Genomic DNA, 17,766 nt, shown 5'->3' on the forward strand with positions numbered 1-17,766 from the left:
GTTTAATGAAAATTCCGCCCGCCCGGCAAAATCTCATCCATGTGTTTGGCGCGCTCCATGCGCCGCCGGAAATCGCCCTTCCTCAAATCTTCGATCACCGGCCGCTTGAATTCATCCGCCCTTGAAAGCCCGTCATCCATTTCGCCGTGATAGTCGCTCAAGCCCGCGAGCTTCGGCGTCAGATTGTAAAGCCGCCTTGCGACGACGTGGATGACATCGCCCTCGCGTTGCAGGACGCCCGAGACGCCGAGGAAGCGGGCTCCCAAAACTTCCCGCCGAAAGCGTTCAAAGACTTTCGGCCAGATAATGATGTTGGCGATCCCGGTCTCGTCTTCGAGGGTCGCAAAGATGACGCCCTTGGCCGTGCCGGGACGTTGCCGCACCAGCACAAGCCCCGAAACCGATACGAGCCTGCCATTCGTCATCTTCCATAAGTCTTCATTGGCGGCGTAGCGTGAGGATTGAAGCCAGCCCCGCAAGAACGAAACCGGATGGCGCTTCAGCGACATTTTCACGGTCTTGTAGTCATAGGCGACTTCCTCGCCGAGCGGCATCGCAGGAAGTGCGACTTCCTCTTCCTTGCGAAAGGCGCGCTCGGCGGCGAAGAGCGGCATCTGTTCATCGCCCTTCACCTTGTCGAGCCCTTGCACGGCCCAGAGCGCGTCGCGACGCGACAACCCCAGCGATCCGAAAGCGTCGGCGTTGGCGAGGATTTCGAGCGACGCTTGCGAGAGCCCCGTCCTGAGCCAGAGATCGCGCACGGAATCGTAACCGGCGCCGCGACAGTCCTCGATGCGTTCGGCGTCCTTGTCCGCCAATCCCTTGACGAGCCGGAAGCCGAGGCGCACCGCATGATTTGAGCGCATGGACTTTTCCATATCGCGATGACGCGCGTGAGTATTTTTAAAGCCCTCAGACTCTTCGAGCGTCAGATCGCTGAACGAATGATTGACATCGACGGGCCTTACTTCGACGCCATGCTCTCTTGCATCCCGGACGATCTGCGCCGGCGCGTAAAAGCCCATGGGCTGCGCATTCACGAGAGCCGTGCAGAAGACGTCCGGATAACGGCATTTGAGCCAGCAGGAGACATAGACCAGCAGCGCGAAACTCGCCGCATGGCTTTCAGGGAATCCATATTCCCCGAACCCCTCGATCTGCTTGAAACAGCGTTCGGCGAAGTCGCGGTCATAACCGCGCGCCGCCATGCCTTCGACCATTTTGTCGTGATATTGATGAATAGTGCCGGCTCGCCGGAACGTCGCCATGGCGCGGCGGAGCCCGTCCGCTTGCGTCGGCGTGAAACCGGCGGCGACAATTGCGATTTTCATGGCCTGTTCCTGAAACAGTGGAACGCCGAGGGTCCGGCCAAGAACGTCTTCCAGGTCTCTGCTTGGATATTGCACCTTTTCGAGCCCGTCCCTGCGACGCAAATAGGGATGCACCATGTCGCCCTGGATCGGTCCCGGCCGCACGATGGCGACTTCGATGACGAGATCGTAGAAGTTCCGCGGTTTCAATCGCGGCAGCATCGACATCTGCGCGCGGCTTTCGATCTGGAAGACGCCGAGCGTGTCGGCCTTGCAGATCATGTCGTAGACTTCAGGTTCTTCTGCCGGGATCGAAGCGAGATCGAGATCGACGCCGTAATGTTTTTTTAAAAGCGCGAACGCTTTGGCGATGCAGGTGAGCATTCCGAGGCCAAGGACGTCGACCTTGATCATGCCGAGCGCGTCGAGATCGTCCTTGTCCCACTCGACGAAGCTTCGCTCCGGCATGGCGGCGTTGCCGATGGGGATGACTTCCTCCAGCGGCCCCCGCGTCATCACGAAGCCGCCTGTATGTTGCGAAAGGTGGCGCGGGAAACCGATCAGCTCTTTTGAGAAGTGAAGCGCGTGACGCAAGGTGAGATCGGCGGGATCGAGACCCTGTTCCTTGACGCGGGTTTCATTGACGCCGGACGCATCGCCGCCCCAATTGCTTTTGGCGAGCGACGAGATGACATCCTCGGAGAGCCCGAACGCCTTGCCGACCTCGCGCACGGCGCTTCTTGTTCGGTAGGTAATGACGGTCGCGGCGATGCCGGCGCGGTCGCGACCGTATTTCCTGTAGATATACTGGATCACTTCCTCGCGCCGCTCGTGCTCGAAGTCGACGTCGATATCCGGTGGTTCGTTGCGGTCCGCCGAAATGAAGCGCTCGAAGAGAAGATCGATGCGCGCCGGATCGACCGAGGTGACGCCGAGGCAATAGCAGACGGAGGAATTCGCTGCCGAGCCGCGGCCCTGACACAAAATCCCCTCGCTGCGCGCATACCGGACGATGTCGTAAACCGTCAGGAAATAGCGCGCATAATCGAGCTGTTCGATGAGCGTCAGTTCATGGCGGAGCGCGGCCGTTACCTTATCGGGTATGCCGTCAGGGTAGCGCGCCTTCGCGCCTTCCCATGACAAGCGTTCAAGTTCTTCTTGCGGCGTCGCGCTCGTCCCGCAGGTTTCATCGGGATATTCATAACGCAGCTCGTCGAGTGAGAAGCGCGCCCGCGCCGCCACATGCAAGGTCTCTTCAATGGCGGCGGGATGATCCTTGAAGAGGCGCAGCATTTCCGGCGGCGGTTTCAGATGCCGTTCGGCGTTGGCTTCGAGCGCGCGGCCCGCATTAAAGACCGTCACATGCTCGCGGATGCAGTGAACCACGTCGGCGAGCCGCCGGCGCTGTGGCGCATGATAGAGAATATCGTTGACGGCGAGCAGCGGAACGCGGGCGGCCTTAGCTGTCAGCGCCAGTTGATTGAGAATGCGGCGGTCATCGTCCCGGAACCGCCGCGCGCCGGCGAGCCATACCGATCCCGGAAAGACGGCGCGGAATTCATTCAGCGTTGCGTCGATGACGGGCGCGAAGGGATCGTCCGGTAAAACCGCGAACAATTGCCCCTCGCCAAACTCCAGCGCATCGGCGCGGGCGATCTCGCAAGCGCCTTTCGCGGCGCGCATTTTTCCGCGGGTCAATAATTTGCAGAGCCGCCCATAGGCGGCGCGGTTCGACGGCCAGCATAACATGTCGGGCGTGCCGTCGGAAAATTTCAGCCGCGCGCCGGTGATGAAGCGAAAGCCGACTTCTTTCGCGGCAGTATGCGCGCGCACGACGCCGGCGAGCGTGTTGATGTCGGTGACGGCGAGAGCATCGAGGCCGAGTTTCGCTGCCTGGAACACGAGTTCATCGGGATGCGACGCGCCTTTCAGGAACGTGAAATTGCTCATGGCCGCAAGTTCGGCATACCCGGTCATGCGAAAAACCCGTGCAGGAACCAGCGGGGGTTGGTCGTCTCCGCGCCGTAGAGCCCCTCGCGAAAGAGCCAGTAGCGCCGGCCTTCCGGCGTCTCGACGCGGTAATAGTCGCGCGTCGGTCCCGCTGTTTCTTTGCCCGGCCATTCGTCAGCGATGCGCTCCGGTCCGTTGGCGCGGGCGACTGTGTAGCTGACGCGCCGCCATTTGAAGCGGATCGGCGGGCCGTCTGGCACTTCCGCGAGCGCCTCGATTTCTTCGGGTCGCGGCAGCAGTTTCACCGGCCGCGCATGATCGACGGGAGCGACATCTGACGGGTTCGCAGGATTGACCGCCGGCGTGAAGTGCGCAGCCCGTTCAGGCAGATGCGAATTGCGAAAGCTGATGCGGCGAACATTTGTCGCCCCGAGCCGGTTGCTGAGGCGGTCCTTCAGTTCCGCGAGAGCTTCCTCCTGCGCCTCTCTGTCCGATTGCAGATCGAAGGCGGCGCGTTGCCTTACGCCGAGCGGGCGCACGTCGAAGGCCGAAAGCCGTAACAGTTCGAAGCCAAAGCCTGCGTCATAGGCGTCTTTCAGATCGTCGAGCCTATTCTCGAAAAGGCGGGCGATATGTTTCGCATCGCGCGCCGGCGCGCTTGCGCCAAGCTCCAAGCGCATCACCTCATTGTCGACACGGAACAACGCCAGCTCGAAACGCCGCGCTCCGGCGCTGTCACGCGCAAGGTCAACAGCCAGATCATGGGCGAGCGGCGCCAGAATGGATTTGACAGCGTCGACAGTGGAGACCGGCTCGGCGAGTTTTCGTTCAGCATAATAGCGGGGCGCCGGAATGACGGGAACTAAAGGCTCTGGCTCCGTCCCGAGCGCCTGCCCGAGACGCGATAAAAGCGCTTTCGTAAACCGCGCCGTCAGAGGGCTGCGCGGCATGTCGTAAAGCTGGCCGATGGTCTTGAGCCCAAGCCGGCGGAGGCGGTCCGACAAATCCGGCGGCAGGCGCAGCGCTTCCACCGGCAGGGATGCAATGGCGGAGCGTTGCGCGCTTTCGCTGGCGATTTCCAAATCGCCGAAACGCGCCAGCGCCCAGGCGGCGCCCGCCGTATCGGCGATCGCGGCGCGACCCGAATAACCGGCGCGCGTTATTCGACGCCCCAGATCATTGAGAATCGCTTCCTCGCCGCCGAACAAACGCTGGCAGCCGGTGATGTCGATGAAGAGTTCGCCGGTCGCCTGAACTGAGACGACAGGAGAATAACGCATCAAGGCTTCGGCGAGGCGGCGAAAGCTTTGCGCTTCTTCCTTTGCGTCTGTCTCGAAGGCGATGAGTTTCGGCTCAATGGCGCGCGCATCGGCGAGCGCCTGACCTTGATAGAAACCGAGCTTTGCGGCTCGCGCGTCCATGGCGCGGATGCGCAAGACGCTTTTCGCCTTTTCATGGATAACGACCGGCGCGGACCTTTCTTCAAGCGACGGCCGTAGTTTCTTCAAATAGTCTGTCGGCCATCGCGGGAACCACGCCGCGAGCATGCGGCGTGGCCTCGACAAGTCTTCTCTCTGCATGATCCCATTCCAATACCCACCGGCCGCGACCCCCATCACGGCTTTTCTCCAGCACCGCACCCCAGCGCGGCCGCCCCAATCCCCGTTCGTCCAATGGATCTTCCGCGCTCGGCGCCGGGCTCACGCGCCAGCGCGTGCGCGCGGCGCTCGGGCCTTCATCGTGTGCATCTCTGAGCAAAAAGAGTCTCGCGCCCGATTGTTCGGCGCCGAGCTGCAAGCGCCGCGTCGCCGTCAGATCGAGCAGCCGATGCTGTTTCCAGAATTCGATGAGAACCATCGCATCGTGGCGCACCGCTTCTTCCGCCGCCCAGAGAACGGCTTTCGCGTCGCGGGCGTGAACGAAAATGCAAAGCGCGCTGTCGACGCCGTAAAAGTTTAATCCGCAGCCGTAAGGAACGCCCTCGTGAAAAGCTTCCCGTGTCTGTCCGATCCAAATGATCGGCTGCGCGCGTTTGACGCTCGCGGCGCCGGCAAGCGCCAGGACCAAACCCAAGGCGGAAGGCGCGTCGCGATAGTCGCCTGCGCGGAATTCGTGAACGGCGCCGCGTGCAAGTGAAACAGGTCCGCAGGCGAGATCATCCGCATGCGGAAGCCTCGTGAATTCCCGTTTCTCAATGTCGGCGATGCGCCGCCGGAGCCCCGCAAGGCTCCTGCGGCGGGCGATGGCGTGCATCCCGCGAGTTCCGTTTTCAGCTATGGACGGGGATTAGAACAAAAAGAGAACTTTTGAGTCAAGCGACTCGGTTTTCGGCGAAGGAAGGCACAGCTAAGACCTTGAATCCAAAGGCCCTAGAATATCGGATCGCCCTCCGGGTCGATGAGTTCGGCATAGTTGTTCTTGACCGATCCGACATCATTGGAGACCGGATAGGCGGTGAGCCATTCGTCGGGGCAGGATTTGAGGAGCGCGCGGTGCGCGTCGCCCCAGGGCTCAGGCCCGATCCACAGATCGAGATCGGCGGGATCGAGAATGACCGGCATCCGGTCATGAACGGCGCCCATCACTTCATTGGCGGGACAGGTGATGATGGTGAAAGTGCGAGGATTATCCGGATCGACCTTGTCGTTAAATGCCCACAGACCGGCGAGCAACATCGGCTTTCCGTCCCGGCGCTTGATCGCATAGGCCTGTTTTGATTTTCCGGGACCGCGCCGCCATTCGTAAAAACCGCTGATCGGAATGACGCAGCGCATCTTGCCCAGCGAGCCTTTCCAGGTCGCCTTCTCTTCGATGGTTTCGCATTTGGCGTTGATCGTTGAAAATTTCGGCTTGTCCTTCATCCAGATCGGAACAAGCCCCCATTTCATCTGCTCGACGCGCCGTTCGCCGTCGCGCTCCGAGCAAATCAGGACATCATGGGTCGGGGCGGTATTCCAGTTGGGACGGAAATTCGTCTCCGGCGGCTCGCCCTTCAAGTCGAGCAGCTCGCGATATTCTTCCCAGGTCAGTGACGCCCAAAATCGTCCGCACATGGCGCCATCATGCCCGAAGGCGCGGGCCGGATAAAGTCCGGGCGCCGAAGGCCGCGACGCGCCTTTTTATTCGACGATTTTCGAATGGCTTCGATTGACACTCGAGTTTCCGAACTATCGAGACTGCGCCTGTCTGACCACAATCAGGCCTCAATGATGTTCATGAGAAGGCGCCCCATCAATGCCGCAGCTGGCAACTCAGGAAACGACATCTAAACGCAGAACCGCCATGCTGCGCTCGGCCTTTCGCGGCGCCGTTGCGGCGGCGCTCGACGCCGATGATGTCATCGAAATACTCGCCAATCCCGACGGGTCGATCTGGATCGAGCGGGGCGGGGTCGGCATTGCGCGCGAAGCTGAAACCCTCGACGCCGAAGCGAGAGAACGCATTATCAGGCTTGTCGCCAATAGCGTCGGCGAGACTTGCGACCGCGCGAATCCCGTCATCTCGGCTGAACTGCCCGGCTCCGGCGAACGCTTCGAAGGGCTCCTGCCGCCGGTTTCCGAAGCGCCGTGTTTCGCAATCCGTAAACCCGCCGCCGCGCCCTATACGCTCAATGATTATGTGATGAGCGGCGCACTCGCGCCGGCCATCGCCGATGCGCTGCGATCCTCACTTGCAACGCGCGCCAATATCGTCATCGCGGGCGGCACCTCGTCAGGCAAGACCACGTTTACGAATGCGCTGCTCGCGGAACCCGCCTTCGCCGACGAGCGCATTGTCATTCTCGAAGACACGCGCGAACTCAAATGCGTGGCGAAAAATGCGGTCGCTCTTAGAACACATGGTTGTAACGCAAGCCTGTCGCGTCTGGTCCGCTCGACCATGCGGCTTCGGCCCGACCGCATTATTGTCGGCGAGGTGAGGGGAGCGGAAGCGCTCGATCTCTTAAAGGCGTGGAACACTGGCCATCCCGGCGGTGTCACGACGCTGCACGCGAACTCCGCGGCAGGCGCGCTGTCGCGGCTTGAGCAGCTCGCCGCCGAAGCGACGGGCGCCTCGCCGCAACGTCTTATCGCCGAAGCCGTCGACGTCGTCGTCTTCATGTCGCGCCGCGACGGCGTCCGGCGCGTTGATGAAGCGCTGCGCGTCGCCGGTATCGACGGCGATTCTTACGCATTTGCCCCGCTCTGCGAACCCAGACTTGTTCCCGAACTCAAAGGAGAGACTCATGAAAGCCGGTAAGACGAACACTTTGATGCGCAAGGCGCTCCCCACTGGCGCAGCGCTGCTATTCCTTGCTGGCACGGCGCATGCGGCCGGGTCCGGGATGCCCTGGGAAGGGCCGCTCGATCAGATCCTGCAATCAATCGAAGGCCCCGTCGCGCGCATCGCCGCCGTCATCGTCATCATCATGACCGGCCTTGCGCTCGCCTTCGGCGAGTCGTCGGGCGGGATGAGGAAACTCATTCAGATCGTTTTCGGGCTTTCCATCGCCTTCGCCGCGACGAGTTTCTTCCTTGCCTTCTTTTCCTTTGGCGGCGGCGCCGTTCTTTACTGAGAGAGTTCTTCCGTGGACGGTTTCGAAATCCCCCTGCGCCGGTCGCTTACGGAGCCGATCCTTCTCGGCGGCGCGCCGCGCTCTGCCGCGATCCTGATCGGCACCATCGCTGCAGCGCTGGCGCTCGGGCTTCGCCTCTGGATACCAGGCCTTCTGGTCTGGCTCGCCGGCCATGCGGGCGCCGTCATGGCGGCCAAGGCCGATCCGGATTTTATGACCGTTGCGATCCGAAGCCTCCGGCACAAGGCGCATTTGTCATGTTGAACCTACGCGAATATCGCGACAAGCCGCGGCTCTTGTCGGATTATCTCCCATGGGCTTGCAGCCCGGCGCCGGGGATCGTCCTCAACAAGGACGGGTCGTTCCAGAAGACCTTCCGCTATCGCGGGCCGGATTTGGAGAGCGCCACCGACGCTGAACTCATCGCGCGGCACGCGCACGTCAACAATGTGCTGCGCCGTTTCGGGTCGGGCTGGGCGCTGTTCTTTGAAGCGGTGCGCATGGAAGCCCACGATTATCCTCATTCCGACTTTGGCGACGCCGCCTCCTGGCTCGTCGATGAAGAACGGCGCTTGCGTTTCGAAGGCGGCCTCGACGGCGAGAGCGGCGACCAGTTCGAAAGCCATTATTATTTGACCTTGCTCTGGCTGCCGCCGGCGGACGCGAAGGGCCGCGCCGAACGCGCGCTCATCACCCGGTCTGAAAAACATGGAGCCGACGACTGGCGCCGCCGCCTTGAGACCTTCGTTGAGACCTGCGTGCGGGCCTATGATCTTCTGTCGGCGGCGCTCGTCGATATCGAACCTTTGAGCGACAGCGAGACGTTCTCTTATCTCCATGCCTGCGTGTCGGCGAAACGCCATCGGGTCGCGGCGCCGGAGATCCCCGTCTTCCTCGACGCCATCTTGGCGGACGAGCCCTTCACCGGCGGGCTCGAACCGATGATCGGCGATCATCATCTTCGGACGCTGACCATTCTCGGGTTTCCGGCGTCGACCATGCCGGGCATTCTCGACGATTTGAACCGCCAGGGCTTTGCCTATCGCTGGGCGACGCGCTTCATCGCCATGGACAAGCATGAGGCTGAAAAGGTTCTCGCAAAACAGCGCCGGCACTGGTTCGCCAAGCGCAAGTCCATGGGCGCCGTCATTCGCGAAGTCATGTTAAACGAACAAGCGGCGCTCCTCGATAATGACGCCGACAACAAGGCCGCGGACGCCGACGCCGCCCTGCAGGAACTCGGCAACGATCTCGTCTCCTTTGGGTATGTCACCACCACGGTGACGGTGATGAGCGAGGAGATCGGCGAAGTCGAAGACCGCTTGCGCGCCGCGGAGCAGATCATCAATGGCCGCGGCTTCACCGCGATCCGCGAAACCCTGAACGCCGTTGAAGCCTGGCTCGGGAGCCTGCCGGGTCATGTCTACGCCAATGTGCGCCAGCCGATCCTTCACACGCTGAACCTTGCACACATGACGCCGCTCTCTTCGGTTTGGGCGGGGGAAGCGCGGAACGATCATCTTAACGCGCCCGCGCTCATCCAGGCGCACACGAACGGGACGACGCCGTTTCGCGTCAATCTCCATGTGGGCGATGTCGGGCATACGCTGGTTGTCGGTCCGACCGGCGCCGGCAAGTCGGCGCTGTTGTCGCTGATCGCCATGCAATGGCGGCGTTATGAGGACGCGCAAATCTTCATCTTCGACAAGGGCCGCTCGGCGCGCGCCGCAACGCTCGCGGTTGGGGGCGCACATATCGATCTTGGGACCGACGGCGCGCCTTCCCTGCAACCCCTGAGAGATATCGATGACGAGCGCGGCGCCGCCTTCGCCGCCGATTGGATTGCCGGGCTCGCGGCGCGTGAAGGCGTTTCGATGACGCCCGATAAAAAGGAAGCCCTGTGGTCGGCGATCAAATCCTTGAGCACGGCCGAACGACAAGAGCGCACCATCACAGGGCTCGTCATGCTGCTGCAGCATGAAGAACTTAAGTCCGCACTTCACCCCTTCACCTTGGAGGGGCCATACGGGCGGCTCATCGACGCTGATCATGAGACGCTGGCGCTTGCCGACACAGTCTGTTTCGAGATGGAATCCTTGATGGCGTCGCCCGCTGCGGTCGCGCCGGTGGTCACCTATCTTTTCCATCGCCTTGAGGCGCGTTTCGACGGGCGCCCAACGCTCATCATCCTAGACGAGGCCTGGCTGTTCCTCGACAACCCGCTCTTCGCCGCGCGCATCCGCGACTGGCTGAAGACGCTTCGCAAGAAAAATGTCGCCGTCGTCTTTGCGACGCAATCGCTCGCCGATATCGCAGGCGCCTCGATTGCGCCGGCGGTAATCGAGAGCTGTCCGACGCGGGTGTTCCTCCCCAATGAACGCGCCCTCGAACCGCAACAGCGCGAAACCTATGAACGCTTCGGGCTCAATCCCCGGCAGGTCGAGATCATCACGGGGGCTACGCCCAAGCGCGATTATTATTTCCAGTCGCCCTTGGGCGCACGCATTTTCGAACTTGGGCTCGGCCCCGTTGCGCTCGCCTTTTGCGGCTCAGCGAGTCCCGCAGACCAGAAACTCATGGACGAGATTATCGAGGGCGGCGGACCGTTCGCTGCAGAGCTTCTCGCGAAAAAGAATCTCAAATGGGCCGCTGACATTATGCGCCAATGGCCGGGCGCCGCGGCGTCCCTGATGGCGGCTGAATAGGAGGAAATCATGAAACGCATATTGATTGTCTTGTTGTTGATGATGGCGCCATTGCCGGCCGGAGCGCAGTTCGGGTTCGGGGGCATCGTTTATGACCCGACCAACCACGCGCAAAACCTCCTGACGGCGGCGCGATCGCTCACCCAGATTGAAAACCAGATCAAGCAGCTCGCCCATGAAGTCACGATGCTTGAGAACCAGGCGAAGGATCTGGCCAATCTCCCCAGTTCGGTCGCCGATGATCTGAAAGAAAAACTGCTCACCATCGATGCGCTGATCAACCTTGCCGGCGGCATTGCCTATAAGGTCGCTGCGATCGAGACTGACTACGAGACGGTCTATCGTGAGACCTATGGCGCGTCGCCGCCGCCGGCGCCGGTGATCGTTTCCGAAGCGCGTGACGCCTGGAAACAGTCCCGCGACGGCTACAAGCATTCGCTACAGGTGCAGGCGCAGGTCGTCACCAATATCCGCGACGATATTGACGAATTGCATGGTCTTGTCGGCGAAAGCCAGGGCGCCGGCGGCAACCTGCAAGTCTTGCAGGCTGGCAATCAGATCGCCGCGCTCTCCGCCGAACAGATGATGCAAATACAAACCCTGCTTGCCGCGCAATACCGCGCCGAAGCGCTTGAAGCTTCTCGCGCGCTCGCCGAACGCGAGCGGGGAAAGGCGCGTCTCATTCGCTTTCTAGGCGACGACAGCGCTTACACGCCGGGAGGTTAGTCGTGGATGATTTGTCCGTCATCGATTCATTTCTTGAGACGTTCTCGACCTATATCGACAGCGGATTCGGTCTGTTGTCGCCGGACGTCGCTTATCTGACGACCATCCTTATCGCCATCGACATCACGCTTGCCGGTCTCTTCTGGGCGATGGCCGAGAACACAAATGTTGTCGCGCAGCTCATCAAGAAAGTCCTCTATGTCGGTTTCTTCGCCTTCATCATCGGCAATTTCGCGTTTCTGAGCGGCGTCATCTTCGACAGCTTCGCCGAACTCGGGCTGCGCGCCGGGGGCTCGACCATGACGGCGGCGGATCTGATGCGCCCCGGCTTTGTCGCCAATGCGGGCTTTGAGGCGGGCAAACCGCTTCTCGAAGAGATCGGCGATCTCACCGGCCCCATCGCGTTTTTCGAAAACTTCGTCACTATCGCGATCCTCTTTTTCGCCTGGGTGGTGGTGCTGTTGTCGTTCTTTATTCTTGCGGTGCAGCTCTTCATCACCGTGCTCGAATTCAAGCTGACGACGCTCGCCGGGTTCATCCTCGTTCCCTTCGCCCTCTGGAACAAGACGACCTTCCTCGCCGAGCGCGTGCTCGGCAATGTCATCACCTCCGGCATCAAACTGATGGTGCTCGCCATCATCCTCGGCATCGGATCGACGATGTTCGCCTCGCTCGCGGGCGCTTTTTCGAGCGGCGATGTCACCATGGAAGAGGCGCTGTCGGTAACGCTCGCGGCGGTGTCGATCTTCGGTCTTGGCATCTTCGGTCCCGGCATCGCCGCCGGCCTCATCACCGGCGCGCCGCAACTCGGCGCCGGCGCCGCCGTCGGAACGGTCGGCGGTCTCGCCGCCGGCGCCTATATGGGTGGAGCTGGCGCTGTGGCTGCGGGGCGCGCGGCGGCCGGCGGCGCATCGAGCGCGGTCAAGGCCGGCGCGTCGCTTTCGGGCGGCGCAACCGCGAGCTATCAGCTCGGCAAGATCGCCTCCGGAAAGTCAGGCGTTTCCGGCGCCGCCGCGGGTTTGGGCGGCATGGCGCGAGCCGGCGCCGACAGCGTCAGGACGTTTGCAGCGAAACCCTTCGAAAGCTTGCGCGCTGCTTATGACAAGGGCGGCGCTGCTGCGTTCTCCGCGACTGGCGGCAAATCCTCCGGCGGAACGATTGCGAGTCTGTCGTCAAACGGCGCGTCCGCGAGGAATGACAATTGGGCGGGCCGCTTCGAGGCGCGTCAGAATGTTCGCGACGCCGGCGGTCTCGCTGCCCACACAATCCGCAGCGGCGACGCATCATCCGGCGGCGCGGCGCCCACCCTTAGAGAACGCGAGGATTCCTGATGCTGTTCAAACGCGCATCCGCCGCCTATGGCGAAACGCCGGAACCGGAAACGCCATTTCAAAAGGCCGGACAAATCTGGGACGAGCGCATCGGGGCCGCGCGGGCGCAAGCCGCGAACTGGCGCATCATGGCGTTCGGCTGTCTGGCGCTTGCGGTTGGTTCTTCGGCGGGCCTTGTCTGGCGCTCCCTGCAATCGACTGTCACGCCTTACGTCGTCGAAGTCGATGAACTCGGCGCCGTTCAGGCCGTCGGCCCTGCCGTGCTTCGTTACAATCCAACCGATGCGCAGATCGCGCATCATCTGGCGCGCTTTCTTGAAAATGTGCGTGGGCTTTCGGTCGATCCCATCGTCGTGCGTCAGAACTGGCTCTCCGGCTACGACTTTACCACTGACAAGGGCGCGGCGGTTTTGAACGATTACGCAAGGGATAACGACCCTTTCGAAAGCGTCGGGCGCAGGACGCGCACCGTCGATGTCATAAGTGTCGTGCGCGTTTCGGACGACACGTTCCAGGCGCGCTGGATCGAACGAACGTTCGAGAATTCGTCCTTCACCAAGACGGAGCGATTTACCGCGCTGATCACCATCGTCATCGACCCGCCGCGCGACGCGGCGACCTTACGCAAAAACCCCCTCGGCATCTTCATCCACGGCCTCAACTGGAGCGAGGATCTCAATACCGGAGCAAAGCAATGACCAAGTTGATGTTGTCAATCGCCCTCGCTGCGCTGTTAACGGCATGCGAAACCTATCCGTCAGCGGAACAAGCTTACGTTCCCGCCGTCGCGGCATTTGACGATGAAACGACGCTGCCCGTGGAGATCGTCGAAACGCCAAAAGCGTTGCCGCTGCCGGGACAGCTCAAAGCGATTCCGTCGCCAAGCCAGAAATCAAAGGCGACGCCCGCGACGCCGGAAGATGCGATCACGGAAGGCGCAAAGAAGGCGCGGATTGAACCGTCACTCAACGGCTATATCAACGCCGTGCAGGTCTATCCCTACACGGAAGGCGCCCTCTACCGGCTTTATGCGGCGCCGGGACAGGTCTCGGATATCGCGTTGCAGCCGGGCGAAACGCTGATCTCGGTTTCGGCCGGCGACACCGTGCGCTGGGTCGTCGGCGATACGTTGTCGGGCGGACCGGAAGGCGAGCGCGCGCATATCCTCGTAAAACCAATCGGACCCGGGCTTTCGACCAATCTGATGATTGCGACCGACCGGCGCGTCTATCACTTGGAACTTACGAGCACCGACGGCGCCTATATGGCGGCGTTATCGTGGCGCTATCCGCAGGATGAACTGGACGGCTTGCGCGCCCGAAACCGAAACGCCCTGGCGCGCGACGAGCGAACCATTGCGAAGGGGCTGGCGTTAGGGGACTTGAATTTCGGCTACCGCATCGAAGGCGACAAACCCGACTGGAGGCCGGTGCGCGTCTTTGACGATGGCCGTCAGGTTTATATCCAGATGCCAGCGGCGATTGCGACTGCCGATGCGCCGCCGCTCTTCGTCGTAGGCCGCAAAGGCGGCGCCGAACTCGTCAACTACCGGGTGAAAGACAATTACTACATCGTCGATCGCCTCTTCTCGCGCGCCGAGCTGCGTCATGGTGGAAAGAACCAGGCCATCGTTAGGATCGTAAAGACCGGCGAGGGCGGTCGTGGCTGAGCCCATCCCCTTCGAGGAGCAGGCCGAGGCGCTGAAGCTGCGCGCAAAGCCAAAGCCGGTGACGGAGATTAACCGCAAGGTGGTGATCGTCGGCGCCGCAGTCGGGGCAGTCCTCTTATTTCTCGCGGCGTCCGTCGCGCTCGATCCTCCGAAGGTTTCGGGGGACGACGAGCCGCGCGAGCTTTACAACACGCGTAACAAGCCGAAGGCCGATGCGTTGGCATCGCTCCCTACAAGCTACGATCAGATGCCTGCGCCGAAACCGGCGATTGAACTCGGGCCGCCGATCCCCGGCGATCTCGGCGGCGCCATGCTGGCGGCGGAACGCGATCTCGGGATCGAGCCTGATGTTTATGAGAGCGCCTATAATGATTTTCGGCCGGACCCATTAAGCGAGGCGGAACGCGCAGAGCGCATCAGGCAGGCGAAACTTGCGCAGGAGAGTCTGGCCTCGCCCGTCTTTTTCAAGGTGAACGGCAAGGCGCCGAGGAAGGCGCCCGGCATATCGCCGGCTCCCGATCCGGTCGATCCCTTCGCCGCCATTCGCGAGGCGGGTGCTGTCCTCGGCGGCGGCGATAGCGATCCGAACAAGCAGGATTCGAAAATCGCGTTTGCCAGCAGTAAAGACACCGACGACATATTGAATCCGCATGGGCTCATCGATCCCGTCTCGCCCTATCAGGTGATGGCGGGGACCATCATTCCGGCAAGTTTGATTACGGGCCTGAATTCCGATCTGCCCGGGACGATCATCGCGCAGGTGACGCAGCCGGTTTACGACACGGTATCCGGCGCGCATCTTTTGATCCCGCAAGGCGCGCGCCTGATCGGGCGCTATGACAGCCAGGTTTCATTCGGACAGGACCGCGCGCTCATCGTCTGGGACCGGGTGTTGTTTCCGAATGGCGCCTCCTTGCAGATCGGCGCCATGCCGGGCACGGATGCGGCGGGCTATGCCGGACTCTCCGACAAGGTCGACAATCACTGGGGACGAGTGTTTGTCGCCGCCGGGCTTGCGTCGCTTCTTGGCATCGGAACCGAACTCGCCGTCGATGACGATGACGGTCTGACGCGCGCTATACGCGACTCTTATCAGGACACGGCGAACCAGGCGGGTCAACGCATCGTCGATCGCAATCTCAATATCCAGCCGACGTTGAAAGTGCGACCGGGCTGGCCGCTGCGCGTCATTGTCACGCGTGATCTCGTATTACGTCCATACAAGGATCATTCGTAATGAGTTTGAAACTTGCACAGCTTCCCGATCGCGCGCCGGTGAAGCTCACGATCCAGTTGACGCCGGACCAAATTTCCGCGCTCGCCGATTATGCAGACATCTATGAGGCGACCTATGGCAAGCGCGAGTCCATCGAACAGCTCGCGCCGGAAATGATCGATGCGTTTTTGAGCGGCGACGCCGGCTTCAAGCGGGCGCGCAAGGAACTTCACCAGCAAAGGAAGGAGAAATAGATCATGCCTATGATCGGGACTTTTTCGAAGACAGAAGACAGCTTTGTCGGAACGATCCGTACGATGACCATCAACGTCAAGGCGAAAATCGTTCCCAACAAGGAGAAGGCCAATGACGGCGCGCCCGATTATCGCGTCTATGCTGGCGGAGCGGAGCTCGGCGCCGGATGGCGCGAGACATCGAAAGACGAGGGGAAAAAGTATCTCGCCTTGAGGCTCGATGACCCGAGTTTTGCCGCGCCGATCCGGGCGGCCTTCTTCGAGAATGAGGAGGAAGGGACAGGCGTGATGATGTGGAGCCGCGGCAAGCCGGACGGCGGCGCGGCGCAATAAGCTAATTTCTGCACGGCAGGATAAGCTAATTATTGACCGGCGGGTCCGGTTTATCCCCGCCGGAAAATATTCCCGTTCGGGAATGTTTCTGATCTGATCGCGCTTGGGGCCCAGGAATCTTCCCGAGCGGGAATATTTCTGTCTCATGGCCGGTGAACCTGAGCGGCGGCATTAGGCTCAAGATCGGCCAATGGACCGGCCAAAATTCGTCATAAAGTAAGAAAATATCATATAAAACAATTACATATTCTTCTGTAAAATCGGCCATTGCCGCCTGATTGCTTTTGGGCATAAGATCGGCCAACGAATCGGCCAAATCTTATCGAACGGCCGAAAAGAAGCTTGAAAATACTGAAGGTAGACGGGCCATGACATCGGCCAATGAACTCATTGAAGCGCCCGGCCGGATCGAGCCCGCAAGGCTTGAAGACGCTCCTGCGGAGATCGCCGATCTTGTGGCCGAACTCGCCGCCAAGTCGGCTGTCCTCGGCGCCAAACTGCATCCGCAGACGGCCGCGAATCTCGCGTCGCTCGTGCGGTTGATGAACACCTATTACTCCAACCTTATCGAAGGCCATGACACACGCCCTCGCGATATCGAACGTGCGCTCGCGGGCGATCTTGACGCCAATGAGGGCAGGCGCAATCTCCAGCTCGAAGCCGCCGCCCATGTCCGCGTACAGGCGGAGATCGATCGCCTCGCCGCCGAGGGCGCCATACAAGAGCCGGCGTCGGTCGACTTTATCAGATGGCTCCATCTCGAATTCTATCGCGACGCGCCCGAAGAGATGCTTCGGATTAAAAGCGATCATGCCGAGTTCCTCATGGTCCCCGGCGAATGGCGATCAAAACCTGAGCATGACGTTTCGGTCGGCCGTCATGTGCCGCCGTCGAGTCATCGCGTCGCCGATTTCATGGAATACTTTGCGCGCCGCTTCCGCTTCGAAAACTTAGGGCAAGCGTCTCGCGTCATGGCGATGGCGAGCGCTCACCATCGTTTGAACTACATACACCCGTTTCCGGACGGCAATGGCCGCGTTAGCCGCTTGATGAGTCACGCCATGGCGGCGAAAGCAGGTGTCGGCGCCCATGGGCTTTGGTCGATTTCGCGAGGGCTCGCGCGCGGGCTCGAAAGCCGAACAGACTATAAACAGATGATGGATTATGCCGATACGCCGCGTCAGGGCGATCTGGACGGGAGAGGCAACTTGTCGCTTCGCGCCTTAGTCGATTTTACGCGGTGGTTCTTGCGCGTGTGCCTCGATCAGGTTGCGTTCATGTCGGAGCTGTTCGACCTTGAAAATTTAAGCCGCCGTCTCAAGCGCATCGTCGAGCAGAATGACGATCTGAAACCGGAAGCCTTCGCGCTGTTGCACGAAGCAATGCTTCGCGGCCAGTTTGATCGCGGCGAGGCGCAACGAATTACGGGGCTGCCAGAGAGGACGGCGCGACGTGTGTTAAATGATGTCGTATCGCTGGGACTCTTAGCGTCGGAATCCCCAAAGACACCTGTCTCGTTGCGATTTCCTGCGGACGCGCTGGAAACGCTGTTTCCGAAGCTCTATCCCGAAGCGTAATTTATGAGCCCTGATTTTACCGGATGTGCGAGAGCGACAGGCCTCTATGTGGGCTCGGATCAAGTGTCACTGCGAGACTTGAGGCGAAGCGCGTCGCCGAGCCACCCCAATTCTGTCGTCGAACGGAAAAACACCATAAA

Annotated in this window: 16 protein-coding genes; 12 read left to right on the top strand and 4 right to left on the bottom strand. The window is 61.1% G+C overall.

Features of this window, described 5'->3' with window-relative positions; genetic code table 11:
* Positions 1-2: 2 nt before the first annotated feature.
* The 4 genes from ACQY5P_RS20235 to ACQY5P_RS20250 all read right to left on the bottom strand — a co-directional run bounded on the left by ACQY5P_RS20235 (position 3) and on the right by ACQY5P_RS20250 (position 6,313).
* Positions 3-3,287: an error-prone DNA polymerase gene (locus ACQY5P_RS20235; protein WP_428408682.1), complete on the bottom strand. Its 3,285-nt coding sequence runs from the start codon at positions 3,285-3,287 to the stop codon at positions 3-5.
* Positions 3,284-4,825: a Y-family DNA polymerase gene (locus tag ACQY5P_RS20240; protein ID WP_428408683.1), complete on the bottom strand. Its 1,542-nt coding sequence runs from the start codon at positions 4,823-4,825 to the stop codon at positions 3,284-3,286. Before ACQY5P_RS20240 ends, ACQY5P_RS20235 begins: the two co-directional genes overlap by 4 nt.
* Positions 4,743-5,513 (bottom strand): ImuA family protein, encoded by a 771-nt coding sequence (locus ACQY5P_RS20245; protein WP_428408684.1) that lies wholly within the window; start codon positions 5,511-5,513, stop codon positions 4,743-4,745. Before ACQY5P_RS20245 ends, ACQY5P_RS20240 begins: the two co-directional genes overlap by 83 nt.
* Positions 5,514-5,629: 116 nt before the next feature.
* Positions 5,630-6,313, bottom strand: coding sequence for an SOS response-associated peptidase (locus tag ACQY5P_RS20250; RefSeq protein ID WP_428408685.1), 684 nt, complete (start codon positions 6,311-6,313; stop codon positions 5,630-5,632).
* A gap of 181 nt (positions 6,314-6,494) precedes the next feature.
* On the opposite strand from ACQY5P_RS20250, the gene trbB reads away from it, so the two are divergent.
* The 12 genes from trbB to ACQY5P_RS20310 all read left to right on the top strand — a co-directional run bounded on the left by trbB (position 6,495) and on the right by ACQY5P_RS20310 (position 17,626).
* The gene (gene trbB / locus ACQY5P_RS20255) at positions 6,495-7,499 is read left to right on the top strand and encodes a P-type conjugative transfer ATPase TrbB (protein ID WP_428408687.1); all 1,005 of its coding nucleotides are present in this window, start codon (positions 6,495-6,497) and stop codon (positions 7,497-7,499) included.
* Positions 7,486-7,815 (top strand): TrbC/VirB2 family protein, encoded by a 330-nt coding sequence (locus ACQY5P_RS20260; RefSeq protein ID WP_428408688.1) that lies wholly within the window; start codon positions 7,486-7,488, stop codon positions 7,813-7,815. The genes trbB and ACQY5P_RS20260 overlap by 14 nt, the downstream gene beginning before the upstream one ends.
* A gap of 12 nt (positions 7,816-7,827) precedes the next feature.
* The gene (locus ACQY5P_RS20265; protein WP_428408689.1) at positions 7,828-8,079 is read left to right on the top strand and encodes a VirB3 family type IV secretion system protein; all 252 of its coding nucleotides are present in this window, start codon (positions 7,828-7,830) and stop codon (positions 8,077-8,079) included.
* On the top strand, positions 8,073-10,520 hold the full coding sequence (gene trbE, locus ACQY5P_RS20270) for a conjugal transfer protein TrbE (protein ID WP_428408690.1): 2,448 nt from the start codon (positions 8,073-8,075) through the stop codon (positions 10,518-10,520). Before ACQY5P_RS20265 ends, trbE begins: the two co-directional genes overlap by 7 nt.
* 9 nt (positions 10,521-10,529) lie before the next feature.
* On the top strand, positions 10,530-11,246 hold the full coding sequence (gene trbJ / locus ACQY5P_RS20275; protein WP_428408691.1) for a P-type conjugative transfer protein TrbJ: 717 nt from the start codon (positions 10,530-10,532) through the stop codon (positions 11,244-11,246).
* A 2-nt stretch (positions 11,247-11,248) separates the two neighbouring features.
* Positions 11,249-12,577, top strand: a complete 1,329-nt coding sequence (trbL, locus tag ACQY5P_RS20280) for a P-type conjugative transfer protein TrbL (RefSeq protein ID WP_428408692.1) — start codon at positions 11,249-11,251, stop codon at positions 12,575-12,577.
* A gap of 2 nt (positions 12,578-12,579) precedes the next feature.
* Positions 12,580-13,275, top strand: a complete 696-nt coding sequence (gene trbF, locus ACQY5P_RS20285) for a conjugal transfer protein TrbF (protein ID WP_428410699.1) — start codon at positions 12,580-12,582, stop codon at positions 13,273-13,275.
* Positions 13,272-14,246, top strand: coding sequence for a P-type conjugative transfer protein TrbG (gene trbG, locus ACQY5P_RS20290; protein WP_428408693.1), 975 nt, complete (start codon positions 13,272-13,274; stop codon positions 14,244-14,246). The genes trbF and trbG overlap by 4 nt, the downstream gene beginning before the upstream one ends.
* Complete coding sequence (locus ACQY5P_RS20295; protein WP_428408694.1) at positions 14,239-15,483, top strand: TrbI/VirB10 family protein; 1,245 nt, start codon at positions 14,239-14,241, stop codon at positions 15,481-15,483. The genes trbG and ACQY5P_RS20295 overlap by 8 nt, the downstream gene beginning before the upstream one ends.
* Positions 15,483-15,716, top strand: a complete 234-nt coding sequence (locus tag ACQY5P_RS20300) for a DUF2274 domain-containing protein (RefSeq protein WP_428408696.1) — start codon at positions 15,483-15,485, stop codon at positions 15,714-15,716. The genes ACQY5P_RS20295 and ACQY5P_RS20300 overlap by 1 nt, the downstream gene beginning before the upstream one ends.
* A 3-nt stretch (positions 15,717-15,719) precedes the next feature.
* The gene (locus ACQY5P_RS20305) at positions 15,720-16,049 is read left to right on the top strand and encodes a DUF736 domain-containing protein (RefSeq protein WP_428408697.1); all 330 of its coding nucleotides are present in this window, start codon (positions 15,720-15,722) and stop codon (positions 16,047-16,049) included.
* Positions 16,050-16,417: 368 nt separating this feature from the next.
* On the top strand, positions 16,418-17,626 hold the full coding sequence (locus ACQY5P_RS20310; protein ID WP_428408698.1) for a Fic family protein: 1,209 nt from the start codon (positions 16,418-16,420) through the stop codon (positions 17,624-17,626).
* The last annotated feature ends 140 nt before the right edge of the window (positions 17,627-17,766 follow it).

Origin of the sequence: Hyphococcus sp. (genome assembly GCF_965267305.1) — a bacterium.
Classification (GTDB): Bacteria; Pseudomonadota; Alphaproteobacteria; order Caulobacterales; family Parvularculaceae; genus Hyphococcus.

Excerpts from the sequence above, each read along its gene's own strand:
- trbJ (WP_428408691.1), top strand. The coding sequence starts at position 10,530 with ATGAAACGCATATTGATTGTCTTGTTGTTGATGATGGCGCCATTGCCG.
- ACQY5P_RS20310 (WP_428408698.1), top strand. The coding sequence starts at position 16,418 with ATGACATCGGCCAATGAACTCATTGAAGCGCCCGGCCGGATCGAGCCC.
- ACQY5P_RS20250 (WP_428408685.1), bottom strand. The coding sequence starts at position 6,313 with ATGTGCGGACGATTTTGGGCGTCACTGACCTGGGAAGAATATCGCGAG.
- trbE (WP_428408690.1), top strand. The coding sequence starts at position 8,073 with ATGTTGAACCTACGCGAATATCGCGACAAGCCGCGGCTCTTGTCGGAT.
- trbB (WP_428408687.1), top strand. The coding sequence starts at position 6,495 with ATGCCGCAGCTGGCAACTCAGGAAACGACATCTAAACGCAGAACCGCC.
- ACQY5P_RS20235 (WP_428408682.1), bottom strand. The coding sequence starts at position 3,287 with ATGACCGGGTATGCCGAACTTGCGGCCATGAGCAATTTCACGTTCCTG.
- ACQY5P_RS20300 (WP_428408696.1), top strand. The coding sequence starts at position 15,483 with ATGAGTTTGAAACTTGCACAGCTTCCCGATCGCGCGCCGGTGAAGCTC.
- ACQY5P_RS20245 (WP_428408684.1), bottom strand. The coding sequence starts at position 5,513 with ATGCACGCCATCGCCCGCCGCAGGAGCCTTGCGGGGCTCCGGCGGCGC.
- ACQY5P_RS20260 (WP_428408688.1), top strand. The coding sequence starts at position 7,486 with ATGAAAGCCGGTAAGACGAACACTTTGATGCGCAAGGCGCTCCCCACT.
- ACQY5P_RS20305 (WP_428408697.1), top strand. The coding sequence starts at position 15,720 with ATGCCTATGATCGGGACTTTTTCGAAGACAGAAGACAGCTTTGTCGGA.
- trbG (WP_428408693.1), top strand. The coding sequence starts at position 13,272 with ATGACCAAGTTGATGTTGTCAATCGCCCTCGCTGCGCTGTTAACGGCA.